Here is a 24,421-nt window from a genome sequence, read left to right as displayed (position 1 = left end):
CACATAGCCAAAAAACCGTTGCGGCCTCCCCGGCCGTGGTGGTTGCATAGGGTGCATGGCAACCGCAGAGAGTTTTGTCCTGGCGATCGGGACCAAAAAGGGCCTTTGGCTGGCTACGAGCCAGGACCGGCAGCATTGGTCCTTTTCCGGCCCGCACTTCCTCATGAGCGAAATACCCAGCATCGGCATAGACACCCGGGACGGCCGGACGCGGATCATGGTGGGCGTCAGATCCGAGCATTGGGGTCCCACGGTGGCCCATTCGGATGACCTTGGTGCCACGTGGTCCGAACCCGAAAAGGGCGCCATTACCTTTCCCGAAGACACCGGCGCGGCGGTGGAACGGATCTGGCAGATCTACCCGGACGCCGAGTCCCGGCCCGGCGTGGTGTGGGCAGGGGCCGAGCCGATTTCAGTCTGGAAATCCACCGACGGCGGTGAGCACTTTGAGCTCAACCGCGGGCTTTGGGACCATCCCCACCGCAGCGACTGGGGCGCCGGGTACGGCGGCGCGGCCGCCCACTCGATCGTGGTGGACCCGGCAGGGGATACCGTCCACATCGCCATGAGTACCGGAGGCGTGTACCGCTCGCTCGACGGCGGGACTTCCTGGGAGCCCCGGAACAAGGGGATCTCGGCCTACTTCATGCCGGATCCGAACCCCGAGTTCGGCCAGTGCGTGCACAAGATCGCAGCGGATGCCGCCGTCGAAGGCCGCCTGTACGCACAGAACCACCACGGCGTGTACCGCACGGACGACAATGGCGAGAACTGGAACTCGATCGCCGAAGGCCTTCCGGCGGACTTCGGTTTTGTGATGCTGACCCATCCCCGGCGGGAGGGCACCGCCTGGGTTGTCCCGCTGAAGGCCGACGGCGAGCGGATTCCGCCGGAGGGCAAGCTCGCGGTGCACCGCACGGACGACGCCGGGGCCACCTGGAAGCGGCTGGATTCCGGTCTGCCCGCCAACGAATACAACAGCGTGCTGCGCGACGCCGCGTCTGCCGATTCCGCTGAACCGGCAGGCGTCTACTTCGGCACGCGGGGCGGCACGGTGTACGCCAGTGCGGACGAAGGTGAAACATTCGCCGAGGTGGCATCGCACCTCCCGGACGTCCTCTGTGTCAGGGCGGCTGTGATCTCGGGTGCGGCGCTGCCGGTTCCGGAAGCGGCAGCGGCCCTCGGTGCCTGACATCAGGGTGGTGCTCCCCAGCGTCCTGCAGCCGCTGGCCGGCGGGCAGTCCATCCTGACTGCGCCCGCCGAAGGACCTCTGACGGTGGGAAAGTTGCTGGAAACGGTGACCGGGGATTACCCGGTGCTGGCTCGGCGGCTGCGGGACGAAACCGGAGCACTTCGCCGCTACGTGAATATTTACGTGAACGGCGACGAAGTGCGGCGGCTCCAGGGCCTGGAAACCGAGGTGGCTGCCGGCCAGGAGGTGCTGGTCATCCAGTCAGTGGCCGGCGGTTAGCCTCGCGAGACGCCACACGCTGCATTCGTCCGTGTTGATGGCCTTCCGCGAGCCGGTGTGGTGGTCCATGATCCACACAACGCCGATCCCGGGTGCTGTTTCCTGGACGCTGCCGCGGCGGATGACCACGTCGTCGTAGTTCGGGCCAACTGCCAGGCGCGCTTCGATTTCGTCGCCGGGGTGTAGCTGGTCCAGGGCGCGGATCCGGGTCACATTGGCTTTGGCTTCCTTCAACATGGCTGGGCCTCCTGGCTGGAGCTGATGCCTGCACTTGCCGGCACTTCCAGTGTGGCGGCGTATTGTTGCGGCCTTGTTTCCTGACGGTTAGGGCCCGGTAAGTTCTCTGCGCCGGGCCGGTTTCGGCGGCGTCAACCGCATCCTGCAGCTTGGAGCCTAAGGTGGTGGCATGGAGATCGCAACGGGCGTCTGGACCGGGTTGCTGGCCGTGGCGGCGGTGGCGCCGCTTGCGACCTTCGGAGTGGTTCTGGTGGCGTATTTGACCTACCGGCAGAGGGCGCGCGCGGACAGGCGCGACCAATGGTGGAAACGGGCCCAGTGGGGCATCGACTCCGCGTTGAACGCCATCGATCCCCCGCGGCGGCTGGCGGGGATCAAGGTCCTGGTGCAGCTGATCGGCAGCGATCTGGCTACACCGGAGGACGCTGACCTGATGAGCGCGCTGGCCGTGGGAATACAGGACCAGGAACTCGGCCGGGTTGCCGCGGCGGAGGCCACCCAGGGCATCCGCCCCGGGGCCGTGCCACGGGAGGTCCACCTGCCCTCGCGGAACATGACGGTGCGGGTCGGGTCCGGGACGGCGGGTCTCGTGCTGCGGGAAACCGAAAAGCTTATTGCAGCCGCCGAGGGGCGGGCCACACCACCGTGACGCTGCCGGCGTCGGTCAGTCCGCCACACTGCTCCGGTACGCGGCAAGGAACGTCGAGATCCTGCGCACGGCTTCTTCGATGTCCAGGACGGACGGAAGGAGCACAAAGCGGAAGTGGTCCGGCGTGGGCCAGTTGAAAGCGGAGCCGTGGGAGACCAGGATCTTCTGGTCCTGGAGGAGGTCGAGGACAAACTGCTCGTCGCTCCTGATCGCGTAGAGCTCCGGGTCGAGCCGGGGAAAGAGATACATGGCACCCGCTGCCGGGACACAGGTGACGCCGGGTATCGCCGTCAGGAGTTTGTAGGCGAGGTCCCGCTGATCGCGCAACCTGCCGCCGGGCCGCACCAGCGCCTCGATGCTCTGGTAACCGCCCAGGCAGGTCTGGATCGCATGCTGGGCAGGGACATTGGGGCAGAGCCGCAGTGACGCGAGGAGCTCCAGGCCCTCACGGTAGGCCGCCGTGGCGGCGAGCGGACCCGTGATGGCCACCCAGCCGGAGCGGTAGCCGGGCATGCGGTAGGCCTTCGAGAGGCCGCTGAAAGTCAGGCAGCACACGTCTTCCGCCACCGACGCCGTGTGGATGTGCTGGGCGTCCTCGTAGAGCACTTTCTCGTAGATTTCGTCGGAGAACAGCACCAGGTTGTGTTTGCGGGCCAGCGTCGCGAACTGTTCCAGGATGTGCCGCGGGTACACGGCGCCCGTCGGGTTATTGGGGTTGATGATCACGATGCCTTTGGTGCGGCGCGTGATCTTTGCCTCGACGTCGGCCATGTCCGGCCACCACTGTTCGGCCTCGTCGCAGAGATAGTGCACCGGGTTGCCGCCCGTCAGTGTCACCGCGGCGGTCCACAGGGGGTAGTCGGGGGCCGGGACCAGGATTTCGTCGCCGTTTTCCATAAAGGCCTGCAGGCACATGGAGATGAGTTCACTGACGCCGTTGCCGATGAAGATGTCTTCGACGCCGATCTGCATGAGGCCGCGGGTCTGGTAGTACTGCGAAATGGCGGTCCGCGCCGAGAAGATGCCTTTTGAATCGCTGTAGCCCTGAGCGCCGCGCAGGTGATGGATCATGTCCACCACCACCGACTCGGGCGCCTCCATGCCGAACGGCGCGGTATCGCCCAGGTTCATCTTGAGGATCCGGTGCCCTTCGGCTTCCATGTTCTTGGCGGCCTGGAGGATGGGCCCCCGGAGTTCGTACCGGACGTCCTGGAGTTTGCTGGAGTGCTGCATTTCGCGCATGGTAGATCATTTCACAGCGCACTTGGAAACGGCGGCAGCCGTAACGGTCCAGCTCAACGGACGAACCGCCGTCGAGCGTTCACCTGCGCTTTTGTTGTCCCAGGCCTACCCACGGAACGGCTCCCGGGCAAGAATGGGCACCATGGAACTTCCCGTGATGCCGCCCGTCCCGCCCATGCTCGCCAAGGCCGTCAGCGGCATCCCGGAGGGGGAGCTCAGCTACGAACCCAAGTGGGACGGCTTCCGCTCCATCATCTTTCGAGACGGCGATGAGGTGGAGATCGGCAGCCGCAACGAGAAGCCCATGACCCGGTACTTTCCCGACCTCGTGGAAGCCCTGAAGGAAAACTTGCCGCCGCGGTGCGTGATCGACGGCGAGATTGTCCTCATCGGAGCCTCCGGGGACCGGCTGGATTTCGACGCCCTGCAGCAGCGGATCCACCCCGCCGCCAGCCGGGTCAAGCTCCTCGCAGCCCAGACCCCTGCCAGTTTCGTGGCGTTCGACCTGCTGGCGCTGGGCGACGACGACTACACCGACCGAACCTTCACTGAGCGCCGCGCCGCGTTGGAGAAGGCGCTTGCCGGCAGCAATGCGCCCGTCCACGTCACCGCGGCCACCCGGGACAAGGACACCGCTGAACATTGGTTCCAACAGTTCGAAGGTGCCGGGCTGGATGGCATTGTGGCCAAGCGGCTGGACGGGAGCTATCAGCCGGACAAGCGGGTGATGTTCAAAATAAAGCACGAACGCACCGCCGATTGCGTGGTGGCCGGCTACCGGGTGCACAAGAGCGGGCCGGACCTGATCGGTTCGCTGCTGCTCGGTTTATACAAGGACGACGGCGGCCTGGCCAGTGTGGGCGTGATCGGCGCCTTCCCGATGAAACGCCGCCAGGAACTGTACGAGGAGCTCCAGGCGCTCGTCACCGATTTTGACGGCCACCCGTGGGCCTGGGCCAAGCAGGAAGAAGGCGAACGGACGCCCCGCAAAGCTGAAGGCAGCCGCTGGAGCGCCGGCAAGGACCTGTCCTTTGTCCCCCTGCGTCCGGAGCTCGTCGTGGAGGTCAGGTACGACCACATGGAGGGCGACCGGTTCCGGCACACGGCCCAGTTCTCGCGCTGGCGGCCGGACCGCGATCCCGAGTCCTGCACGTATGAACAGCTGGAGGAGCCAGTCACCTTCGACCTGGCGCAGGTGCTGGAGACCGGCAGGCTTTAGGCACGGAAAAGCCCGCCACCCCGGAAGGTGGCGGGCTGATCGCTGAAGCGCCGGACTTACTTCAGGCCGAGCTCCCTGGTGGGGACCTTGAAGGTTTCCTTGGCGGTCAGCGCGGAGATGGCCGCGATACCGCAGATGACGGCAGTGAAGATGCTGATCTGGACCCAGCCGCCGGGCCTGATGCCGCCCATCGCGGCCACGATGGCGGGGGCGAAGCCTGCCATCAGGAAGCCGAGCTGCGTGCCGATCGCCAGGCCGGAGAAGCGGACCCTGGTGCTGAACATCTCGGCGTAGAAGGACGGCCAGACCGCATTGGAGGCTGCGTAGCCGAAGGAGAAGAAGCCGATGGCTGCGACGAACATCAGCGGGATGCTGCCGGATTCGAGGCTGAGCAGGAACACCGGGGTGAGGATCGCGCTGGCTACCGCACCGTAGATGAAGACGGGCTTGCGGCCGATGCGGTCTGCCAGCTTGCCGAACAGCGGCTGGGTGCCCAGGGCCACCAGGTTGGCGCCGACCACGAGCCACAGGGTGGTGGTGCCGTCAACGCCGGCGACGGTCTTGGCGTAGCTGATGGCCAGGGTCCCGAACACGGTGGACACGGCGGCGATAAAGGCACAGGCCACGACGCGGAGGACGTCGCGCCAGTGGCCCTTGAGGAGATCGGCCACCGGGAGTTTGGAGATCTGGGCCGTCTTCTGATCTGTTCCTTCCCGCGGCAGTCCGACTTCTGGCACTTCGACGCCAAGTTCCACGCCGGCGAAATCGAACTGGAGCTCGTCCCGCAGGGCAACCTGGCCGAGCGGATCCGCGCCGCCGGCGCCGGCATCGGCGGGTTCTTCACGCCCACCGGTTACGGCACCATGCTGGCCGAGGGCAAGGAAACCCGCATCATCGACGGCCGCGGCCAGGTCTTTGAGACGCCCATCCACGCCGACGTCGCACTGATCAAGGCACTGAAGGCCGACGGCGTGGGGAACCTCGTGTACCGCAAGACCGCCCGCAACTTCGGCCCCATCATGGCAGCCGCCGCCAAGCACACCGTGGTCCAGGTGTCCGAGATCGTTCCCACCGGCGGACTCGACCCGGAAAATGTCATCACCCCCGGAATTTACGTCAACAGCATCGTGAAGGTGGCCTGACCATGAGCATCGCAACCAGCATCCAGACCAGCGACAAGCCCCTGGGCCGCAACGAACTAGCCGAACTCGTGGCGCGGGACATTGTGCCCGGCTCGTTCGTGAACCTCGGCATCGGCCAGCCCACGCTCGTCTCCAACTACCTCAAGCCGGAGCAGAACATCACGCTCCACACGGAAAACGGGATGCTGGGCATGGGGCCGGCCGCCGAGGGTGAGCAGATCGACGGCGACCTCATCAACGCCGGTAAGATCCCCGTTACCGAGCTGCCGGGTGCCTCCTACTTCCACCACGCCGATTCGTTTGCGATCATGCGCGGCGGCCACCTGGACATCTGTGTCCTTGGCGCGTTCCAGGTCTCGGCCACCGGCGACCTCGCCAACTGGCACACCGGCGCACCGGACGCCATCCCGGCCGTTGGCGGGGCCATGGACCTGGCCACCGGTGCCAAGGACGTCTTTGTGATGATGACGCTCCTGACCCGTGAGGGCGCGGCGAAGATCGTGGAAGCCTGCACTTACCCGCTCACGGGCGTCGGCTGCGTGACCCGCGTGTACACGGACAAGACACGGTCCGCGCCCAAGGCTGGTGCCTGCTGGACCAGGAACTGGAACTTGGGCTGATGTCCGTGGCCGCCCCGGTGTACGACGGCCCAACCAAGGTCGTGGCTGCGGTCAACGTGTCGCTGCAGGCCCAATCCGTCGCGGCCCAGCCTGACCCTGAGGCGTACCTGGCTGCGGCTGCCCGCGAAATCGTTGCCACGGCCAAGCTGGTTTCCGCGGACCTGACCGCGCGGGGCTGAGGCGCCAACCGGCAGCAGACGCCCAACGCGAAACTGACGGAATTAGCTGCCAGTTCGCGCAGGGGGCCATAGACTCGAGCCAACTACGTCCGTAAGGGAGTTGGCGGTTGAAACTGGGCATACCGCAGGAACGGCATGAAGGTGAGCGGCGTGTGGCCGCCACGCCGGAAACGGTCAAACAACTGTCAGGGCTGGGCCTGGAGGTCCTGGTTGAAGCGGATGCAGGCGCCGCGGCCGGCCACTCAGACCACGAGTACGCCCAGGCCGGAGCCCGGATCGTCCAGGCCCTCAACCTCGCTGACCTGGACATCCTCGCCCACGTGCGGCCCTTGGAACCCGCGACGGCGAAGGCCCTGAAAAGGGGCGCCGTCACAGTGGGCCTTGCCTCGCCGTCGTCCGAGTTGGCCACGGTGCAGGCCCTCGTCGAAGCCGGCGTCACCTCATTCGCCCTGGAACTGGTGCCGCGCATCTCCCGCGCCCAGTCCATGGATGCCCTTAGCTCCCAGGCCCTGGTGGCTGGCTACCGGTGCGTGCTGGAGGCCGCGATCCGGCTCCCCAGATTCTTCCCGCTCTACATGACCGCTGCCGGCACGGTTCCGCCGGCCCGCGTCCTGGTGCTGGGAGCCGGCGTTGCCGGGCTCCAGGCCATCGGCACCGCGAAACGACTCGGCGCCCGCGTTTCCGCCAACGACATCCGGCCCGCCTCCGCCGACGAAGTGGCGTCCATGGGCGGCACCTTCATCAAACTGGACCTGGAAACGGCCGAGGCCTCCGGCGGCTACGCCCGGGAGCTCAGCGCCGACCGCGGCGCCCTGCAGCGCGAACTCCTCGCCCCGCACGTCGCGCAGGCTGATGTCCTGATCACGACGGCGGCCGTCCCCGGCAGGCGGGCGCCGCTCCTGGTGAGCCGCCAAATGGTGCAGGGCATGCGCCCCGGTTCCGTCGTCGTCGACCTCGCCGCAGAGTCCGGCGGCAACGTGGAGGGTGCCGTTCCCGGTGCGGACATCCTGGTGCCCACCGCTGACGGCCAGGGCCACGTCACTCTGGTGGGGCTGAAGGATGCGCCGTCCGCGATGGCCTCGGACGCGTCCCGCCTGTACGCCAAGAACGTGGCCAACCTGCTCGCCCTGATGACCCGCGACGGCACGGTGGCGCCCGATTTCGAGGACGACGTGATCGCGGGTTCGTGCCTCACACACGACGGCGGGGTTCGGCACCGGCCCACGGCCGAGGCGCTGGCGGCGCTCATTCCCGCCCTGCCCGACCATGCGCCCAGGCTAGAGGCCGACGGGGTCCGGAACGAGGGAGGAATCTGATGATGGATGGCATGAGCCTGCTGACGGTCACCGTGCTGGCGGTGTTTGTGGGCTTCGAAGTGGTCTCCAAGGTCTCCAGCACCCTGCACACGCCCCTGATGTCCGGCGCGAACGCCATTCACGGCATAATCCTGGTGGGTGCCGTCATCGTGGCCGGGCAGGCAGCCGATCCGTGGGTGCTGGCCGTGGCCCTGCTGGCCGTCGTGCTGGCCACCGCCAACCTCGTGGGCGGTTTCGTGGTCACCGACCGGATGCTGCACATGTTCCATGGCCGGACGGAGCCTGTCCGCAAGGATGCAGCGGGCAAGGAAGCGGCGGGCACGGGAGCTACGGCCAAGGGGGACCGAAAGTGAGCCTCCTCGGTCCGGTCTGGACCTCGCTCCTCTACCTCTCCGCCGCAGTGTTCTTCATCCTGGCCCTCCGCGGCCTCAGCTCTCCCCGCACCGCCCGCCGCGGCAACCTGATCGGCGCCTTCGGCGCGCTGCTCGCCGTCGTCACCGTGTTCCTGTCGGCCAGGCTGGAGAACATTCCCTGGATCATTGCCGCCATCGCGCTGGGAACGGCGGTGGCCGCGCCCGTGGCCCGGCGGGTGAAAATGACCCAAATGCCGCAGCTGGTGGCCTTGTTCAACGGGGTGGGCGGCGGTGCCGCGGCACTGGTCGCGCTCCTGGAACTCGGCCACACCGCGGACCCCTGGGTCCGCCTCGCCATCGTCTTCACCCTCCTGGTGGGCGCAGTGTCGTTCGCCGGATCCGGGGTCACCTTCGCCAAGCTCCAGGAGCTCATGACCACCCGCCCCGTGGTGTTCCCCGGGCTCCCCGTGGTGATGGCCGCCGTGCTGCTCGCCGCCGTGGGCACCGCCGTCGCCGTCGTCCTGACCGGTTCCCTGGCACTCGCGGTGCTGCTGATGGTGCTGGGCCTTGCCGCCGGCGCGCTGCTGGTGCTGCCGGTGGGCGGGGCCGACGTGCCCATCGTTATTTCGCTCCTGAACGCGTTCACCGGCCTGGCCGTGGCGGCGTCGGGCGTGGTGCTGGGCAACGTGCTGCTGGTGGTGGCCGGCACGCTGGTGGGCGCCTCCGGTACCATCCTCACCCGGGCCATGGCGGCCGCGATGGGCCGCAGTGTGGCCGGCATCCTGTTCGGTGCGTTCAAGGGAGGTTCGACGGCGGGATCCACCGCCGTGAGCGAACGTCCAGTCAGGTCCTCCAGCGCAGAGGACGTGGCAGTGCTTTTGGGGTACGCACAGCGGGTGATCATCGTCCCCGGCTACGGCCTGGCCGTGGCCCAGGGCCAGCACACCGCGGCAGAGCTGGCCCTGGCCCTTGAAGCCCGCGGCATCGAGGTGGACTTCGCCATCCACCCCGTGGCCGGCCGGATGCCGGGGCACATGAACGTGCTCCTGGCCGAGGCCAACGTGCCGTACGAATCACTCAAGGAGATGGGCGAGATCAATTCCGAATTCCGCATGGCCGACGTCGCTTTGGTGGTGGGCGCCAATGACGTGGTGAACCCGGCAGCGAAGACATCCGCCGGCTCGCCCATCTACGGCATGCCCATCCTGGAAGTGGCCGACGCCCGCCAGGTGATCTTCCTGAAGCGCTCCATGCGCCCAGGATTCGCCGGGATAGAGAACGAACTCCTGTACGAACCGCAGACGTCCCTGCTCTTCGGTGACGCCAAAGATTCCCTGGCCAAAGTGCTGGGAGCCGTGAAAGCGCTGTAGCCAAGTACGCTTCTCCACAGGCCCACTTCCCCCACCCCAGCGAAGGACACCATGACTGCCAACAGCCCCACGGCCCTCAAGCGCGCGGCCATCATCATCAATCCTGCCAAAACGGCGGACGTGGACGTCGAAGCACTCGTAGCCAAGCACAGCGCGGATAACGGCTGGGGTGAGCCCATCTGGCTGGAGACCACCAAGGGGGACCCCGGCGTCGGGCAGGCGAAGGAGGCACTTAAGCAAGGGGCCGACGTCGTGATTGCAGCTGGCGGTGACGGTACAGTGCGGTGCGTGGCTGAGGTCCTGGCCGGCGGTGACGTGCCCATGGGGCTGCTGCCGTTGGGGACGGGAAACCTCCTGGCCCGCAACCTCGGTATGGACATCACGGACTTTGACGGTGCCATGGCCGGGGCGCTGGCGGGAACTGAGCGGAAGATCGACGTGGTCCGTGCCCGGCGGGACGACCTCGACAAGGAGCAGGTCTTCCTGGTCATGGCCGGGGTGGGCTACGACGCCACCATCATGGCCGACACCAACGAGGACCTTAAGGACAAGGTGGGCTGGCTGGCTTACGTGGATGCCGGCATCCGGAACCTGCCCGGCAGGCCCGTGAAGGCCACCATCGAGATCGACGGCAAGGACGTGGTTCACCGCGGGGTGCGCAGCGTGATGGTGGGCAACTGCGGCAAGGTCCAGGGCGGACTGGAGATCTTCCCCGACGCCAAAATGGACGATGGCCTGGTGGACGTGGCGGTGCTGGCGCCCCACCACGGGCGCCTGGGCTGGCTCTCGGTGATCGTCGGGATCATTGGCCGGGGCCGGGGCCGGGGCCGGAACAAGGACACTGCGGTGGAGTATTTCCAGGGGAAATCCGTGGAGATCAGGCTTGAACACAACGACGACTACCAGATCGACGGCGACCATGAGGGCGATGCCAAGCAAGTCGTCATGACTATCGATCCCGGGGCCCTCACCGTGCGCCTGTAACCCGCCCAACTGACTCGCAGTTAACGTCGTGAAAAGCGCTTTTCACGACGTTAAGTGCCAGTCACTTGGGGGGCGCCGGGCGGCGGGGATCTTCAGGTGCGTCCCGGCGTCGTGCCGTTCCAAGGCAACTTCCGCCGGGGTGAGGATCCGGGCGCGGAGCAGTTCGGCGACTGCCAGCGGCAGTTCGTCCGGTGCGCCGGCGATCCTGGCAGCGAGGCTCAACGCCTGGTATGCCCGTCTGCCATGGCCAGCGCCGTGGTAGGCCAGACACGGGAACTGGACCCGCCGCCGTCGTGCAGGGCATCCAGCAGTTGGCGTTCGCTGATGTTTCCGGGGGCGGACAGCACAAACTCGTCCAATACACCGCCAGCCACCGGGTGGACGTGGATGCTCAGGATGTTGGTATCCAGGCGGGCGAGGGCGCGGGTGGGCTTCTGCAGCGCACCCGGCTGGTCGTGCAGAACCGTGCGGGGCCGCCAACCTCACACCTCAGCTGGGCAGCGGGAGTGTTGCTGGCAGTTCGCTTCATGCCTCAAGGATCACAGGGGGTGTTTCGGCGGTGTTGCCCCGCTGTTCCGATCCTCGAACGGCGTGGGACATAGGATTTAGGTGGAGCGCTGTGTGCGGTCCGTCGAGGAAAGGCGCAAACCAGACCGTGAAAGTCCTCGAGGGCATGTTCACCATTGGCCCCAGCAAGAACGATCACCACCCTGCAATCCGGTGCGCGATTGGTATTTTCGTACCACTGATACTGCTGGTGGTGCTCGGCCGGTTGGACTTGGCAATCTTCGCCTCATTCGGTGCGTTTACCGGCATCTACGGACGCAACGAACCGCATGGAACCCGGCTGGTGCTGCAGCTCCGTGCCGGCCTCCTGATGCTGCTGGTGATGTTCCTGGCTGCGCTCGCCGGCCGCATGGGGGACGCGTGGGGGCTGGACGGGATGGCGTCCACCTGGCTTCTGGTCCTGGCTACAACGCTGGTGGCGGGCTCGTGTTCGGTGGCCATCTCGTTGCTGCGCCTGCGCCCTGCCGGTTCGTTGTTCCACATCTTCGCGTTTGCGGCCATCGCGTCCGTCCCCAACCAGCCGCCGCTGGGGGACGGGATGCTGGTGGCTGTCTTGACCACGGCGCTGGCCCTGGTGATCGGATTCTCGGCCAGGCTGATGCCCCGCTGCCGGACGCCCTGGACCTGGCCACCGCCGCTGCGGCTCCTGGCGGATGAACGGCGGGCCACCTGGCTCGAAGGCCTCGGTTATCTCGTGGCTGCCGGCGTGGCAGGTTCGCTGGCCACGGTGGCTGGTCAATGGCTCGGTTTCGGCCATAACTATTGGGCCATGGTGGCAGCGGTGGTGCCCCTTGTAGGGCACACGACGCGGCACCGCGTCAGCCGCGGCATCCAAAGGATTATGGGAACGATCCTGGGCCTGGCCCTGCTCGCCGGTGTCCTGCTGGTTGGACTGGCGCCGTGGCAGACGGTGCTGGTGATCGCGGTGTGCCAGTTCGGTGCGGAACTGTTCATTGCCCGCCAGTACGTGCTGGCGCAGCTGTTTGTCACGCCGCTGGCGCTGATTTCCACCCTGCTGGTGGTGCCCTCTTCGCCTGGCATCTTGCTTCGTGACCGGATTGTCGAAACGGTGATCGGTGCGGCCGTTGGCGTTGCCGTGGTGCTGGCACCCGTGGCTTGGCGCCGCCTGCGCCGGGTATAGTCTGGGGGCATTTCACCCGTACCGTTGAATGGAAGCGGCAGGCATGGCAAATTCAGTCTCCGGCGACTCGGTGGTGGACCGGGTGGTCCGGGTAATCTCCGCCTTTCCCGAGGGAGTCAGCACACTCCAGCTCTCTGACCTGGCAGTCCGCGCCGGACTCCCGCTCACCACCGCCCACCGGCTGGTCCGGCAGTTGGCCGGGCACGGACTGTTGGAAACCGGCGACGCCGGAACGGTGCGGTTGGGTCTCCGCCTGTGGGAACTCGTGAACCGCAATTCGCCTACTCTGGCGCTCCGTCAGGCCGCCATGCCATTCATGGAGGACATCCAGCAGGTCCTCAACCAGAACGTAAACCTAGCGGTACTGGACGGTTGGGAGGCACTGTTTGTGGAGCGGCTGTCCCGTCGCGGATCCGTGGCCAACCGGGCGCAGGTGGCCGGCAGGATGCCCGTTCATATCTCCTCGGCAGGACTCGCCCTGATGGCATACCAGGACAAAGTCACGCAACGGGACTACTTGAAGCAGTTCGGCGATCCGGCGGGAAAGATGCAGCCGGAAACCGTGCGGGTGTTGCTTGCTGAAGCGGCCCACCAGGGCTTCGCGCAGCTGGCCGGCGTGGTTGATCCGGATACCTGGGGAATCGCCGTCCCTGTTATGGATCCTAGGCAGCGCGCCGTGGCTGCACTCGGCGTCGTGGTGCCCTTGCGGGAGGTGCGGCTCCAGGCGCTGGTCCCGGCGCTGCAAACAGCCGCGCGGGGCATTGCGCGAAGGCTCGACAACAGCGAACGTAGTCCGCTCTTCCGTTGAATGGAATTGCCGTAACGCCTGGCACGTTGCCCGGCCCAAACTGTTAGCAGACCCAATCATCGGCCCGCCACCAGCGCCCGCCCCCGCAACGAAGCGAGAACTAGTCATGGCACCACGCAAAGCCATCACCACCCAGGTGGCCATCATGGGCGCCGGTCCCGCTGGCCTCATGCTTTCCCACCTGCTTGCCAAGGCCGGCATCGAGTCCAGGGTGATCGAGGTCCGCAGCCAGAAGGAAATCTCCGAAACGGTCCGCGCCGGAATCCTGGAACACGGCACGGTCAACCTGCTCGTGGACAGCGGAGTCTCGGACCGGGTGCTGCGCGACGGCGACCGGCACGACGGAATCGAATTGCGTTTCAACGGTGAAAGCCACCGCATCGACTTTAAGGATCTCGTGGGGGAGTCAGTCTGGCTCTACCCGCAGACGGACGTTTTCCTGGATCTCGCTGCACGCCGGAAGGCCGACGGCGGCGACGTCCGCTACAGCGTTACGGACACCTCCGTGCACGACCTCGAGGGTAAGCCGAAAGTGTGGTTTACCGACTCGGACGGAGTCGAGTACGAGATCCAGGCCGAGTTCCTCGTGGGCGCGGACGGTTCGCGCAGCCACTGCCGCCGCCAGGTGCCGGAGGCCTCACGGACCCAGTACTTCCACGAGTACCCGTTCGCCTGGTTCGGGATCCTTGCTGAAGCCCCGCGCAGCTCTGACGAGCTGATCTACGCCAACTCGGACAACGGCTTCGCCCTCATCAGCCAGCGGACCGAAACCGTCCAGCGGATGTACTTCCAGTGTGCTCCCACGGAAAGTGTGGCCGAGTGGGACGACGATCGGATCTGGGCCGAATTCCGCAGCCGCGTGAACGGTAACGGCTTCGAGCTCAAGGAGGGGCCGGTCATCGACAAGATGGTCCTGCCGTTCCGGAGCTTTGTACACACCCCGATGCGCCATGGGAACCTGTTCCTGGCCGGCGACGCAGCACACACCGTCCCGCCCACGGGCGCCAAGGGCCTCAACCTGGCCATCCAGGATGTCAAAGTTCTTTTTGAGGGACTGGAATCCTTCTACGGCAGCGGCTCCACTGCGCTGCTGGACAGCTTCAGCGACCGTGCCCTCGAGCGCGTATGGAAGGCGCAGCAGTTCTCTTACTGGATGACCACCATGCTGCACACCCCCACTGACGCGGATGACTTTTCCCGTGCCCGTCAGCTCGGCGAACTGCATTCCGTGGTCTCCTCACGGCACGGGATGGCCTATCTCGCCGAGGCGTACACCGGCTGGCCGGGCGCCGTCTAGGAGCCCAGCCGGCCGCCGGATTCTTCGAGGTAGCAGGCGCCGCATAGCGACTCGTACCAGACGTCCCTGCCGTCGATGGCCACCTGGTCGCCGTCGAACACCACTTCGTTGCCTACGCGGCGGGTGTTGAAGATGGCTTTGCGCCCGCAGCGGCAGATGGTCTTGAGCTCCTCCAGCGTGTGCGCCACTTCCAGCAGCCGGCGCGAGCCGGGGAACGCGTGGGTCAGGAAATCGGTCCGGATGCCGAAGGCCAGCACCGGCACGTTGTCCAGCACGGCAATACGGAACAGGTCATCCACCTGTTCGGGCGTGAGGAACTGCGCCTCGTCCACCAGCAGGCAGGCCACCGGCTTTTGGTCCACATGTTCGAGGAGTGCGTTGGGGTCGTCACCGGCGGCCTGGGCGGCGAAGAGCCCGCGGACGGACGCGTCAGGGGAGACCAGGAAGTCCACGGACCGCGTCATCCCCAGCCGGGACACAATGTCGGTGTCGCCCTTAGTGTCAACATCGGGCTTGGCCAGCAGGACCCGCTGCCCGCGTTCCTCGTAATTGAACGCGGCCTGCAGGAGCCCGGTTGACTTCCCGGAGTTCATGGCGCCGTAGCGGAAGTAAAGCTTGGACAAGTGGGTCCTTTCAATGGGTCCGGCTATCGATCCTATGCCGAACCCCGCGGCGCCTGCTTATGGCCGGCCGGCGGGCAGCACCGCCACATCGGGCGCGGGCGCGGGCGCTGCCTCTGCCACGGTCACCTTGCCGGCGGAAGCGCCGTCGCGCTTCCCGGCGGTACCGCTGAGGCTACTGCCGGCGCCGCGCCGGCTGGACCGGCCGTAGACAAGGTACATGGTCAGGCCCGTGATCACCATCAGCAGCACGGTGTAAACGAATGTGTTGGCCACGCCCTCCACCCCTTCGGCGCCGTCAGTGTTCGCCTTGATCACCAGGCCCAACGGCTGGACCAGGGGGTGCGCCAGGAAGATCGCCGTGTCGTAGTCATCGAGCATGCTGTTGAAATTCAGCGCGGCGATGGCTGCGGCGGCCGGAAGCACCAGGGGCAGCAGGATGCGGCGGAACACATAGAGGGTTTTCGCGCCCATGATTGACGCGGCTTCCTCCAGCGAGGAGTTGACCGACGCGAACGACGCCTTGAGCATGCGGAGCGTAAAGGGGATCTTGACCGTCACGAAGGCGATCAGCAGGATCACCGTGGTTCCGGTCAGCACCGCGCCACCAACGAGGGGGTTGGGGTGGTCGTAGCTGATGATCAGCCCCAGGGCGAGCAGGGCCGAGGGAAGGATCCAGGGGATGTGGAGGAGGTACTCAAAGAGGGAACTGACCCAGTTCCGGTACTTCTGCAGGAGGCGCGCCACAAACAGCAGCCCGCCCACGGCAATCGCCGTGGCGAGTGCACTGTAGATGACACTGATGATGAAAGGCCGCAGGCCGGATTCCTGGGTCAGCACGCGGATGTAGTTGTCCAGCGTCAGGCTGCCCAGCGAGAGTTGCCCGGTCTGGATGGCTGCCCCGTCAGCGAAGGAGTACAGCACGATCAGCAGCACGGGCAGGGTGTACACGGCGAACAGCAGGTAGGCGACCAGGTGCACGGCGGCGTTGGCTGCCCGGTTGGTGATCTGCTGCTTTTGCAGGGCAGAGGAAACTTTGGACACCGAGAAGTAAGTGCCGCCCTTCTCCAGCCGGGTCATCACGGCCAGCATCAGGATGGTGGCCACGCCCAGGATGACGGCCAGCAGGGCCGCCAGGTCCCGCGAGGTGGGGCTGTTGGTGAAGGTCAGGATCATGGGCGTGATGGTCTGGAAGTCGCGGCCGCCCAGTACTTGCGGTGCGCTGAGTGCTCCCAGCCCGGTCAGGAAGGACAGGATGGTGACGGCGAACAGCGTGGGTTTAAGCATGGGCAGGACCACCCTGCGCAGAATCGTCCAGGGGGAGGCGCCCAGGTTCTTGGCGGCCTCGATGGTCTGGTAGTCCACGCCTTTGAGGGCGTTGGCCACGAACAGCATGTGGTTGGTGGTGGTGGCGAACGTCATCACCACCAAGACTGCGAAGAACCCGGAGAACCATGCCGCATCCATGCCCGGAAAGACCTTCAGCAGCAGCGACGTGACAATGCCTTTGTCGCCGTAAATAAACTTGTAGCCGGCTGCCAAGACGATTCCGCCATAGATGAAGGTGGAGGCATAACCCAGGAACAAAATCCTGGACCCGCGGATCTTGAAGTAGTGCGTGACCAGCACAATGAAAATGCCCACCACGTTCACCGTGACGGACAGTGCCACGGCAAGCATAAAGCTGTTTCCAAGGGACTTCATGGCGCGCTGGGAGGAGAACAGCTTCTCCGCGGCCCGGCCCGAGAAGCTCCCGTCCGGGAAGAACGTTGAGATCAGGACATTCAGGTTGGGCCAGACCAGGAATGCGGCGATGAACCAGGTCAGCACCGTTCCCACGATCAGGATGAACGGGGAACGAAGCATGCTTTTCGCGGAGGACCGGCTCATGGCAGGGCCACCTCCCGGCCCCGTCGCTCCAGGGCGTTGCCGGTGTCCGGGTGGTACTGCAGCACGTGCCCGGGCTGGACGTACACGGTGGTTTCCGCTCTTGCTTCCGGGTGCGCGGCGCCGTCTTCCTTAACCAGCAGCCGGAGGTCCGCGCCGTGGCTCCGCACGATGTAGCGGCTGTGGAGCCCGTGATAAGTGCGCGAGACCACCTGCCCGGAGAGCCCGACGGCGGCGCCTCCATCCTCGGGCGGCGTCAGTGACGCCTTTTCCACCCGGAGGTAGGAGTTGGCGGTGGGGCTGAGTCCTGCGCCGGAGAGCCTGTTCAGTTCAGCGATGAACTCCGGTGTCAGCGGCGAACTGTCACCGATGAAGTTGCACACGAATTCGGTGGCTGCGTGATCGTAGATGGACTGCGGAGTCCCCACCTGTTCCACGACGCCCTTGTTGAAGACGGCCACCCTGTCGCTCATGGCCAGGGCTTCATCCTGGTCGTGGGTGACGTATACGGTGGTGATGCCGAACTCGCTCTGCAGGTCCTTGAGTTGCTGGCGGAGTTGATGCCGGAGCTTGGCGTCCAGGTTGGAGAGCGGCTCGTCCAACAGGAGGATTTTGGGCCGCAACACCAGCGCGCGGGCCACGGCCACACGCTGTTGCTGGCCGCCGGAAAGTTCCGCCACGTTCTTATGCAGCTGCTCATCGCTGAGCTCCACCCGGCGCGCGATGTCGCGCACCAGGCGGTCGCTCTCGGCGGACTTTTCCTTCCGGACCCGCAGCCCGAAGGCGATGTTTTCCCAGACGCTCATGCTGGGGAACAGGGCATAGTTCTGGAACACCATGCCCACCTGCCGCTTGTCACTTGGAAGCCGGGTGACGTTCTTCCCGTCCACGTGGACCGTACCCGCAGAAGGTTCGATGAAGCCCGCCAACGTGCGCAACGCCGTCGTTTTTCCGCACCCGGAGGGACCAAGCAGTGTGAAGAACTCGCCAGGTTTGACGTGCAGGTCAAGGTTCGGAATGGCTACGAAATCGCCGAAGGTAACTTCGATGTTGTCTAGGCGGATCATGGGTTCCTGTCTGGGGGAAAGCCGGCTGGCCCGGCTGCGGTGCGGGGACGAGGCGGTAGGTGAGTCCTACTGCATGTATTCGAGCTCGATCTTCTCCACCCAGGCACCCATGTTTTCCTGGACAAATCCCCAGTCGATGTCCTGTTGCTTCACGGTGGAGAAGAACTTCACCACGTCAGGGTTGGCCTGCTCTGCCGCGACTTTGTTGACAGGCATCGAGTTAAACTTCTTGGCAAAGGCAGCCTGCACGTCCGCGCTGCCGAACCAGTCGATGAACTTCACCGCCTCAGCCTTCTTGTCCGTCCCCTTCACCAGGGCAATCTGCTCCACAGCGAGTGGAACGCCGGCGGAGGGAATGACCGTTTCCACGTTGACTTTGAACGACTTCTCACGCTCGGCAATGATGGACGACGGCATCTGGCCCATGTCCACGTCGCCGGAGGCAATCCGTGCAAAGAGGTCAGTCTTGGCCACGGCCGGGGAGCCGTTCCGGAAGTACTGCTCCACCTGCTTCCAGCCCTCGGCGGAGATGCCCAGGTCACCGGAAGCGTCCTTGTAGCGGGACAGGATGCCGGCGAAAACCAGCTGCGCAGTGGCGGTTCCGAGGCCTGTGACCCGCTCGTAGCGGGACTTGAACTCATCCTTGGTCCAGAGGTCCGTCCAGTCCTTGGGCGCGGCGTCTGGGCTGAACTTGTCCGAGTTGTAGCCGAGTAGGATTGCCTGCTTCACGAGTGGCCAGTACGCCTTCCCATCACCGGTGTCTCCCACGGCGGTGTCCACTTCGCCCGCCCATGCGGGCTCGAACGGCTCGAGGGCGCCAGCGGCCTTGACCTGGGCGAAGTACATGTTGTTCAGCCCGAAGGCGACATCGGCAATGGGGTTGTTCTTTTCCGCGATGAGTTTGTTCGTGGCGTCTGCGCCGCCAGCTCCCACCACTTCGATCTTGAAGCCGGCTTTGGTGGCCTCAGCGGTCAACCAGTCGCCGCGGCCTTCGCCGTTGGAGTTGGTGTAGACCACCAGGGTTTCGCCGGTAGGAACGGTTGACGTGGAGGAGGGAGCCCCGGACGCCGCCGGGGTTGCGGTACCGGCTCCGCAGCCGGCCAACAGGCTGGCGGCGACGGCGGCTGCCATCAAAGTCTGCAATTTACGCACGGTCAGGACTCATTTCTGGACTTGGTTCGGAGCATGGTCCGGCTAGCCTATAGCTGGATTCGAGAGATATGGGCTTGAAAAGCTATCGATTCGATAAACAACCCGGCTGTTGAGTCTGGTCCAGTTGCCCGAACATTCCGGGCACAGTGCGTAAACGCGCGGTGAACGTTGCGGGAGAAGGCAGACCGGATCACGAAGGCGCGTCCCGCCGTCGTCAGTCCTGGTTGAGCGTTTCGGTGAGGTGGTGAGAGGGGATCCGGTCCCGGTCGTAGGTGATTTCGGTGTAGCCGTGCGGCTCGGGCTGGCCGGAGGGGCTGAGGTTCACAAAAACGATCTGCTCAATGGTGAGGATGCTCTGGCGTGTGATCATGTTCCGCACTTCGGCGCGCATGGTCAGGGACGTCCGGCCGAAGCGCGTGGCGGTCAGGCCCATCTCGATCAGGTCGCCCTGGACGGCGGAGCTGACGAAGTTGATTTCGGAGATGTACTTGGTCACCGCGCGCCCGTTGCCGAGCTGGAGGATGGCGTAGATGGCCGCTTCCTCGTCGATCCATTTCAGCAGGCTGCCACCGAACAGTGTGCCGTTGGCGTTGAGGTCCTCGGGCCGGACCCATTTGCGCGTCCGGAAGGTGGGAGTACGCAGAGCCGCTTGATCTTGGCAGCGGCATCGTCCAGGATCCTGAGGCCGCCGCAGCCTACGGGCTGGCCGGAGCCTTTACCGTACGCAACCAGGAACACTGCACAGTCGGCGGCCGACGGCGGGGTCCCGGGTCGTGGTCAGGCGTACCGAAGCGGGTGTCCAGTTCCGCCTGCTGGGCCTTCCGCAGATCGGCGCCCACGGGGTTGGACCAGGTCACGACCTTGATGTTGAGACGGGGTTGGTCTGCATGACTGCCTCGATTCGCCGAAGGGTTATTCCTGCCCAGCCTATGGGCGGGTGGTTACGCGTGTGTTTCTTTGCGGCAAGGACTGGGCGAACGACGCCCTCCCGGACTGCGGTGCGTGGCGAAACATTCTCGATAGGCTAGTTATACGTCCGACTAAGATCAGTGCATGAGTCCCGCAGCTAATGAAGGTTCTGGATATTGGTATGGGCCGGATGGCCAACTGGACTCCAGCGTCGCGGTCCTGAAGGCACTGCGGGATTACCGCACCGCCGAGACAGCAGTCCGCCGTTCCACCCGCGACTCCATGGGAATGGGTGAAACGGACATCCTGGCGTTGCGGTACCTCCTGCGGGTGCAGGCTTCGGGAGGCACCGTAGTGCCCAAGGACCTCAGCCGGTTCCTCGGTATTACCAGCGCCTCCACCACGTCACTCATCGACAGGCTCGTGGGCAGCGGCCACGTCCGGCGGGAAGCCCATCCCACGGACAGGCGCTCCGTGGTGGTGGTTCCCACTGTCGAATCCGACCGCGAGGTGCGGGTTACTCTCGGGTCCATGCATCGGCGGATGATGGCCGTGGCGGAAGGGCTGTCCGCCGCCGACGCACGCGTGGTGGTCGAATTCCTGCAGCACATGACGTCTGCAATCCAGGATGAAAAGGAGAGCCGGCAAGAAAGCGGCCCGTCGTTTTAGTTAGCTGAACTAGTAATATGTAGGCTTATGATTGATCCTGACAGAATCCAGAGGGAGTCATGAGCGCGATCCAAGCATTATCCGAGGCGGCTTCGCCGGGTTCTTTACCTTCTGTATCCGCTGAGGGCAGCAACGCGCCGCCCACCTGGCCGGTCCATTGCTCCACAGAAATGGAAATAACCACACCTGCGGTGGGGGCGGCTGCCGTTGGCTCCACGTTCGAACCACAGGACCACCCTGTGCTGCTGCCTCCCGTGTGGCGCTGCAGCTGCGGCTTCCAACTCGACGCCTGGGTTTCAGGCCAAACCGACATGTCCGAAGAACCCACAGCCTGGGGTGAACCGTTCCCAGCGCTGAGCGGCGCCCTGCACGCATGATCGCGGTGTCACCCGCACGCCCGGCATCAGGCGACGCCAACTTCCTGCCAGCCGGGGAAGTCGTGTTGGAAGGCCGGTTCGACCTCAAGGAGCGGTTGGGCAGGGGCTCCATGGCGGATGTGTTCCGTGCCGTCGACCTCGCCGGCGGGTGTGACGTTGCGGTGAAAGTGGCCGCTGATGCCTCCCCGAAGCATCGAGCCAGGATCGACAGCGAGGCCCGCATCCTGGCGGCGCTGGATCACCCGTCCATCATCACGTTTTTGGGGCAAGGCACCATGCCCGTGGAGGGGCGGTGGTCCGGACGGCCTTACCTGGTGGAGGAATTGGCGCTTGGCTCCTCCCTCGCCGCGACGCTCAGTGGCCCGCCATGTTCTCCCCGGGACGTGGCAACATGGGCCGGGGGCCTGTTTGACGCCCTCGCTTATCTTCACGGCAAGGGTATGGTTCACCGCGATATCAAGCCAGGAAACCTCATGCTGAGTGGATTGCGGCGAAGCCCGGTGCGAGTGGTGGACTTTGGCATTGCCGTGGATGCTGGTGCGGCACCTGAGCCCGGCATTTCCTCGGGCACGGTCCATTACATGAGCCCGGAGCAGGCCTCGGGCGGGGCAGCCCAGCCGTCGTGGGATGTCTACGCCCTAGGGCTGGTCCTTCTGGAGCTCCTGACGGGGACCCGGGCCTATTCCGGCACGGCCGTTGAGTCACTGGTGGCCCGGACCCTCCGCGGGCCCGTCATCCCAACCTCGTTGGGATCCGGCTGGGGTGAGCTGCTGCATGCGGTGACTGCCATGGGCAGCGCAGATCGGCCTTCCGCTGCCGAGGCGGCCGTCAAGGCGCGGAGGCTGGCCAGGTAGCTTGCCACCGGCAGCCGGCCGCGTTGACCACGGGTCACATTTTCCCGGTGGGGTCCTCTGCGGTGGGATCTGCCAGGGCCAGGCCGCCGATGGGGCTGCCGTCCCAGTGAATGAGCTTCCAGCCGGAGTCGGGGTCGCCTTCCACGGCCACGATCCCGGTGTTGGCCAGGACATGACGGGCAACAAAATCAGCGTCCGCGTCGGCGGCGCGCAGGCCTGCCCAGGTGCGGATTGCGGCGCCGTGGCTGACCACGGCGGCAACGGCTGAGTCCCCGTTGCGGGCGGCGCGTTCGGCCACCCGGGCGATGTCGGCGTCGTACCGTTCAAAAAACTCGTGGCCGTCCGGCCCGGCCGGCATCCTGCGCTCAAGGTCGCCGGCAGCCCACGCGAAGACGGTGCCCATATAGCGCATGTGCGACTCGTGGTCGGTCAGTTTCTCCAGTGACCCGGCTTCGATTTCGTGCAGGCCCTCCAGCACCTCAACCTTGAGGCCCTGTTTCCTGGCCAGCGGGGCGGCGGTGATCTGCGTCCGCACCAGCGTGGACGCGTACAACGCCGCGATCTGCTCGTTGGCCAGCGACCGCGCCATGGCTTCAGCCTGCCGCTCACCCAGTCCTGTAAGCCCGGGTCCCGGATGGGCGGTGTCCAGCTGGCCCAGTACGTTTCCGGGGGTCTGTCCGTGGCGGATGAGGAGGAGCTTCATGACTCCAGTTTGGCACTTAAAGCGAAGGCGCCGGGCCCGATTGAGCCCGGCGCCGCCGTCGTACTTCCTGGTCCCCGCGGTTCGCACAAGCTCAACCGCGGGAAGGGTCTTACTTGAGGTGGTCCACCAACTGGTCCGCGATGCCGGTGTACTTGCCGGGGGTGAGGGCGAGCAGCCGCGACTCGGCGTCCTTGGAGAGGCCCAGAGTTTGGACGAATTCCTGCATCCGGGCGGCGTCCACACGCTGTCCGCGGGTGAGGTCCTTGAGGCGCTCGTACGGGTTTTCCATGCCTTCGACGCCGGCGATCGCCTCGGCGCGCATGACCATCTGGACGGCCTCGCCCAGGACTTCCCAGTTGTGGTCCAGGTCGCCCGCGAGGACGTCCTCGGCAACGTCCAGCCGGTCCAGGCCCTTGGCAACGTTGGATATGGCAAGCAGGGAATGGCCGAACGCCACGCCGATGTTGCGTTGGCTGGAGGAGTCGGTGAGGTCGCGCTGCCAGCGGGAGGTCACCAGCGTGGAGCCCAGCACGTCCAGGAGGCCCGAGGAGATCTCCAGGTTGGCCTCGGCGTTTTCGAAGCGGATCGGGTTGACCTTGTGCGGCATCGTGGAGGACCCGGTGGCGCCCGCCACCGGAATCTGGGCGAAGTAGCCGATGGAGATGTAGCTCCAGATGTCCGTGCAGACGTTGTGCAGGATCCGATTAAAGCGTGCGACGTCGGCGTACAGCTCGGCCTGCCAGTCGTGGCTTTCGATCTGGGTGGTCAGCGGGTTCCACGTCAGGCCCAGGCCCTCGACGAAGGACTTGGCCACGTGCTGCCAGTCTGCGCCCGGAACGGATGCCACGTGTGCGGCGTAGGTGCCGGTGGCGCCGTTGATCTTGCCGAGGTATTCAGTCTTGGCGATCCGGTCCAGCTGGCGGGTCAGGCGGTGCGCCATGACTGCCAGTTCCTTGCCCAGCGTAGTGGGCGTGGCAGGCTGGCCGTGCGTGCGTGACAGCATGGGAGCCGCGCGGTTGTCTTCGGCCATCTTGCTGATCTGGGCCACGAGGGCACCTGCGGCGGCCAGCCACACGTCCTCCACAGCACCCTTGACGCCCAGGGCGTAGGAGAGGTTGTTGATGTCCTCGGACGTGCAGCCGAAATGGACCATGGCGGTCAGGTTTTCGATGCCGATCGCGGGCAGGCGGCGGCTGATGTAGTACTCCACGGCCTTGACGTCGTGGACCGTGACGGCTTCGATTTCGGCGAGTTCTGAGACGGATGCGGCGTTGAATTCCGTGACGATGGCGCGGAGCTTTTCCTGCTGTTCCGCAGTGAGCGGGCCTGCGCCGGGGAGGACGTTGTTGCTGGTCAGGTGGATGAGCCACTCGACTTCCACGGCTACGCGGTCACGGTTCAGTGCCGCCTCGGACAAGTAGTCAACGAGGGGTCCGACGGCGGACTGGTAGCGGCCGTCCAGCGGGCCCAGGGCGATCGGCTCCGGCGACGCGGCGAGGGCCAGGCGTCCGGAGGGCGTTCGGGTATCAGCTGTGGCGGCAGTTTCAGGCATGTCCTGATTCTTTCACGAAGTCCGGGCGGTCGCTT

The 24,421-nt window shown here is 65.6% G+C and carries 23 protein-coding genes and 4 pseudogenes; 16 read left to right on the top strand and 11 right to left on the bottom strand.

Going from position 1 to position 24,421, the window contains the following annotated elements; genetic code table 11:
• Window positions 1-55: 55 nt before the first annotated feature.
• Window positions 56-1,192, top strand: a complete 1,137-nt coding sequence (locus ABIB27_RS09875) for a WD40/YVTN/BNR-like repeat-containing protein (RefSeq protein WP_354216947.1) — start codon at window positions 56-58, stop codon at window positions 1,190-1,192.
• Window positions 1,185-1,472, top strand: a complete 288-nt coding sequence (locus tag ABIB27_RS09870) for a MoaD/ThiS family protein (RefSeq protein ID WP_354216948.1) — start codon at window positions 1,185-1,187, stop codon at window positions 1,470-1,472. Before ABIB27_RS09875 ends, ABIB27_RS09870 begins: the two co-directional genes overlap by 8 nt.
• On the opposite strand, the gene ABIB27_RS09865 is transcribed toward ABIB27_RS09870, so the two are convergent.
• Window positions 1,455-1,709 carry a hypothetical protein gene (locus tag ABIB27_RS09865; RefSeq protein ID WP_354216950.1) on the bottom strand — a complete coding sequence of 85 codons (255 nt, stop codon included), beginning with the start codon at window positions 1,707-1,709 and terminating at the stop codon, window positions 1,455-1,457. The two genes, ABIB27_RS09870 and ABIB27_RS09865, sit on opposite strands and share 18 nt — an antisense overlap.
• Window positions 1,710-1,878: 169 nt before the next feature.
• Between ABIB27_RS09865 and ABIB27_RS09860 the strand changes: the two genes are divergently transcribed.
• Entirely contained in the window at window positions 1,879-2,358 is a 480-nt protein-coding gene (locus ABIB27_RS09860) for a hypothetical protein (RefSeq protein ID WP_354216951.1), read from the top strand.
• A 15-nt stretch (window positions 2,359-2,373) separates the two neighbouring features.
• On the opposite strand, the gene ABIB27_RS09855 is transcribed toward ABIB27_RS09860, so the two are convergent.
• Window positions 2,374-3,600: a pyridoxal phosphate-dependent aminotransferase gene (locus tag ABIB27_RS09855; RefSeq protein WP_354216952.1), complete on the bottom strand. Its 1,227-nt coding sequence runs from the start codon at window positions 3,598-3,600 to the stop codon at window positions 2,374-2,376.
• A 142-nt stretch (window positions 3,601-3,742) separates the two neighbouring features.
• Here ABIB27_RS09855 and ABIB27_RS09850 point away from each other — a divergent pair, with 142 nt between their 5' ends.
• Complete coding sequence (locus ABIB27_RS09850) at window positions 3,743-4,819, top strand: ATP-dependent DNA ligase (RefSeq protein ID WP_354216992.1); 1,077 nt, start codon at window positions 3,743-3,745, stop codon at window positions 4,817-4,819.
• 56 nt (window positions 4,820-4,875) lie between these two features.
• On the opposite strand, the pseudogene ABIB27_RS09845 reads toward ABIB27_RS09850, so the two are convergent.
• Window positions 4,876-5,520 (bottom strand): annotated as a pseudogene (locus ABIB27_RS09845) (MFS transporter); the annotation flags it as partial.
• Between ABIB27_RS09845 and ABIB27_RS09840 the strand changes: the two are divergent.
• The 7 genes and pseudogenes from ABIB27_RS09840 to ABIB27_RS09810 all read left to right on the top strand — a co-directional run.
• Window positions 5,512-5,961 (top strand): annotated as a pseudogene (locus ABIB27_RS09840) (3-oxoacid CoA-transferase subunit A); the annotation flags it as partial. The pseudogenes ABIB27_RS09845 and ABIB27_RS09840 sit on opposite strands and share 9 nt — an antisense overlap.
• Before the next feature lie 2 nt (window positions 5,962-5,963).
• A complete protein-coding gene (locus ABIB27_RS09835) occupies window positions 5,964-6,581 on the top strand; it encodes a 3-oxoacid CoA-transferase subunit B (protein WP_354216953.1) in 618 nt (205 codons plus the stop codon).
• Window positions 6,524-6,760 (top strand): annotated as a pseudogene (locus ABIB27_RS09830) (IclR family transcriptional regulator domain-containing protein); the annotation flags it as partial. The gene ABIB27_RS09835 and the pseudogene ABIB27_RS09830, both read left to right, overlap by 58 nt.
• Window positions 6,761-6,867: 107 nt before the next feature.
• Window positions 6,868-8,076 (top strand): Re/Si-specific NAD(P)(+) transhydrogenase subunit alpha, encoded by a 1,209-nt coding sequence (locus tag ABIB27_RS09825; protein ID WP_354216954.1) that lies wholly within the window; start codon window positions 6,868-6,870, stop codon window positions 8,074-8,076.
• Window positions 8,077-8,078: 2 nt separating this feature from the next.
• Window positions 8,079-8,429 (top strand): NAD(P) transhydrogenase subunit alpha part 2, encoded by a 351-nt coding sequence (locus tag ABIB27_RS09820; protein ID WP_354216993.1) that lies wholly within the window; start codon window positions 8,079-8,081, stop codon window positions 8,427-8,429.
• A complete protein-coding gene (locus tag ABIB27_RS09815) occupies window positions 8,426-9,799 on the top strand; it encodes an NAD(P)(+) transhydrogenase (Re/Si-specific) subunit beta (protein ID WP_354253841.1) in 1,374 nt (457 codons plus the stop codon). The genes ABIB27_RS09820 and ABIB27_RS09815 overlap by 4 nt, the downstream gene beginning before the upstream one ends.
• Window positions 9,800-9,850: 51 nt before the next feature.
• Complete coding sequence (locus ABIB27_RS09810) at window positions 9,851-10,783, top strand: diacylglycerol/lipid kinase family protein (protein ID WP_354216956.1); 933 nt, start codon at window positions 9,851-9,853, stop codon at window positions 10,781-10,783.
• A 66-nt stretch (window positions 10,784-10,849) separates the two neighbouring features.
• Here ABIB27_RS09810 and ABIB27_RS09805 read toward each other — a convergent pair.
• Window positions 10,850-11,262, bottom strand: a pseudogene (locus tag ABIB27_RS09805) (amino acid-binding protein); the annotation flags it as partial.
• 176 nt (window positions 11,263-11,438) lie between these two features.
• Here ABIB27_RS09805 and ABIB27_RS09800 point away from each other — a divergent pair.
• The 3 genes from ABIB27_RS09800 (at window position 11,439) to ABIB27_RS09790 (ending at window position 14,596) form a co-directional block, all read left to right on the top strand.
• On the top strand, window positions 11,439-12,491 hold the full coding sequence (locus tag ABIB27_RS09800; protein ID WP_354216957.1) for an FUSC family protein: 1,053 nt from the start codon (window positions 11,439-11,441) through the stop codon (window positions 12,489-12,491).
• Window positions 12,492-12,534: 43 nt separating this feature from the next.
• Window positions 12,535-13,299, top strand: coding sequence for an IclR family transcriptional regulator (locus ABIB27_RS09795; RefSeq protein ID WP_354216958.1), 765 nt, complete (start codon window positions 12,535-12,537; stop codon window positions 13,297-13,299).
• Between the two features lie 106 nt (window positions 13,300-13,405).
• Complete coding sequence (locus ABIB27_RS09790; RefSeq protein WP_354253840.1) at window positions 13,406-14,596, top strand: 4-hydroxybenzoate 3-monooxygenase; 1,191 nt, start codon at window positions 13,406-13,408, stop codon at window positions 14,594-14,596.
• Here ABIB27_RS09790 and ABIB27_RS09785 read toward each other — a convergent pair.
• The 5 genes from ABIB27_RS09785 to ABIB27_RS09765 form a co-directional block, all read right to left on the bottom strand.
• Window positions 14,593-15,219, bottom strand: coding sequence for a thymidine kinase (locus ABIB27_RS09785; protein WP_354253839.1), 627 nt, complete (start codon window positions 15,217-15,219; stop codon window positions 14,593-14,595). The two genes, ABIB27_RS09790 and ABIB27_RS09785, sit on opposite strands and share 4 nt — an antisense overlap.
• A gap of 57 nt (window positions 15,220-15,276) precedes the next feature.
• Window positions 15,277-17,106: an ABC transporter permease gene (locus ABIB27_RS09780; protein WP_354216961.1), complete on the bottom strand. Its 1,830-nt coding sequence runs from the start codon at window positions 17,104-17,106 to the stop codon at window positions 15,277-15,279.
• Window positions 17,103-18,170, bottom strand: a complete 1,068-nt coding sequence (locus ABIB27_RS09775) for an ABC transporter ATP-binding protein (protein ID WP_354216962.1) — start codon at window positions 18,168-18,170, stop codon at window positions 17,103-17,105. The genes ABIB27_RS09780 and ABIB27_RS09775 overlap by 4 nt, the downstream gene beginning before the upstream one ends.
• Before the next feature lie 66 nt (window positions 18,171-18,236).
• A complete protein-coding gene (locus tag ABIB27_RS09770; RefSeq protein ID WP_354253838.1) occupies window positions 18,237-19,322 on the bottom strand; it encodes an extracellular solute-binding protein in 1,086 nt (361 codons plus the stop codon).
• A gap of 214 nt (window positions 19,323-19,536) precedes the next feature.
• Window positions 19,537-19,965, bottom strand: a complete 429-nt coding sequence (locus tag ABIB27_RS09765; protein WP_354216994.1) for an acyl-CoA thioesterase — start codon at window positions 19,963-19,965, stop codon at window positions 19,537-19,539.
• A gap of 410 nt (window positions 19,966-20,375) precedes the next feature.
• On the opposite strand from ABIB27_RS09765, the gene ABIB27_RS09760 reads away from it, so the two are divergent.
• Window positions 20,376-20,900: a MarR family winged helix-turn-helix transcriptional regulator gene (locus ABIB27_RS09760; RefSeq protein WP_354216964.1), complete on the top strand. Its 525-nt coding sequence runs from the start codon at window positions 20,376-20,378 to the stop codon at window positions 20,898-20,900.
• A gap of 373 nt (window positions 20,901-21,273) precedes the next feature.
• Window positions 21,274-22,131: a serine/threonine-protein kinase gene (locus tag ABIB27_RS09755; protein ID WP_502909160.1), complete on the top strand. Its 858-nt coding sequence runs from the start codon at window positions 21,274-21,276 to the stop codon at window positions 22,129-22,131.
• Window positions 22,132-22,165: 34 nt separating this feature from the next.
• Here ABIB27_RS09755 and ABIB27_RS09750 read toward each other — a convergent pair whose 3' ends face one another.
• Together ABIB27_RS09750 and purB are read right to left on the bottom strand one after the other, a co-directional pair.
• A complete protein-coding gene (locus ABIB27_RS09750) occupies window positions 22,166-22,834 on the bottom strand; it encodes a histidine phosphatase family protein (protein WP_354216966.1) in 669 nt (222 codons plus the stop codon).
• 109 nt (window positions 22,835-22,943) lie between these two features.
• Window positions 22,944-24,386, bottom strand: a complete 1,443-nt coding sequence (gene purB / locus ABIB27_RS09745) for an adenylosuccinate lyase (protein WP_354253837.1) — start codon at window positions 24,384-24,386, stop codon at window positions 22,944-22,946.
• Window positions 24,387-24,421: the final 35 nt, after the last annotated feature.

It is taken from the genome of Arthrobacter sp. UYEF21, assembly GCF_040546085.1.
Classification (GTDB): domain Bacteria; phylum Actinomycetota; class Actinomycetes; order Actinomycetales; family Micrococcaceae; genus Arthrobacter.
This window is presented reverse-complemented; position numbering and strand designations above follow the sequence as displayed.

Bases quoted from the DNA above. Each gene is read 5' to 3' on its own strand.
- ABIB27_RS09875 (WP_354216947.1), top strand. From the start codon at position 56: ATGGCAACCGCAGAGAGTTTTGTCCTGGCGATCGGGACCAAAAAGGGC.
- ABIB27_RS09865 (WP_354216950.1), bottom strand. From the start codon at position 1,709: ATGTTGAAGGAAGCCAAAGCCAATGTGACCCGGATCCGCGCCCTGGAC.
- ABIB27_RS09860 (WP_354216951.1), top strand. From the start codon at position 1,879: ATGGAGATCGCAACGGGCGTCTGGACCGGGTTGCTGGCCGTGGCGGCG.
- ABIB27_RS09855 (WP_354216952.1), bottom strand. From the start codon at position 3,600: ATGCGCGAAATGCAGCACTCCAGCAAACTCCAGGACGTCCGGTACGAA.
- ABIB27_RS09850 (WP_354216992.1), top strand. From the start codon at position 3,743: ATGGAACTTCCCGTGATGCCGCCCGTCCCGCCCATGCTCGCCAAGGCC.
- ABIB27_RS09835 (WP_354216953.1), top strand. From the start codon at position 5,964: ATGAGCATCGCAACCAGCATCCAGACCAGCGACAAGCCCCTGGGCCGC.
- ABIB27_RS09820 (WP_354216993.1), top strand. From the start codon at position 8,079: ATGGATGGCATGAGCCTGCTGACGGTCACCGTGCTGGCGGTGTTTGTG.
- ABIB27_RS09810 (WP_354216956.1), top strand. From the start codon at position 9,851: ATGACTGCCAACAGCCCCACGGCCCTCAAGCGCGCGGCCATCATCATC.
- ABIB27_RS09795 (WP_354216958.1), top strand. From the start codon at position 12,535: ATGGCAAATTCAGTCTCCGGCGACTCGGTGGTGGACCGGGTGGTCCGG.
- ABIB27_RS09790 (WP_354253840.1), top strand. From the start codon at position 13,406: ATGGCACCACGCAAAGCCATCACCACCCAGGTGGCCATCATGGGCGCC.
- ABIB27_RS09780 (WP_354216961.1), bottom strand. From the start codon at position 17,106: ATGAGCCGGTCCTCCGCGAAAAGCATGCTTCGTTCCCCGTTCATCCTG.
- ABIB27_RS09775 (WP_354216962.1), bottom strand. From the start codon at position 18,170: ATGATCCGCCTAGACAACATCGAAGTTACCTTCGGCGATTTCGTAGCC.
- ABIB27_RS09760 (WP_354216964.1), top strand. From the start codon at position 20,376: ATGAGTCCCGCAGCTAATGAAGGTTCTGGATATTGGTATGGGCCGGAT.
- ABIB27_RS09755 (WP_502909160.1), top strand. From the start codon at position 21,274: ATGATCGCGGTGTCACCCGCACGCCCGGCATCAGGCGACGCCAACTTC.
- ABIB27_RS09750 (WP_354216966.1), bottom strand. From the start codon at position 22,834: ATGAAGCTCCTCCTCATCCGCCACGGACAGACCCCCGGAAACGTACTG.
- purB (WP_354253837.1), bottom strand. From the start codon at position 24,386: ATGCCTGAAACTGCCGCCACAGCTGATACCCGAACGCCCTCCGGACGC.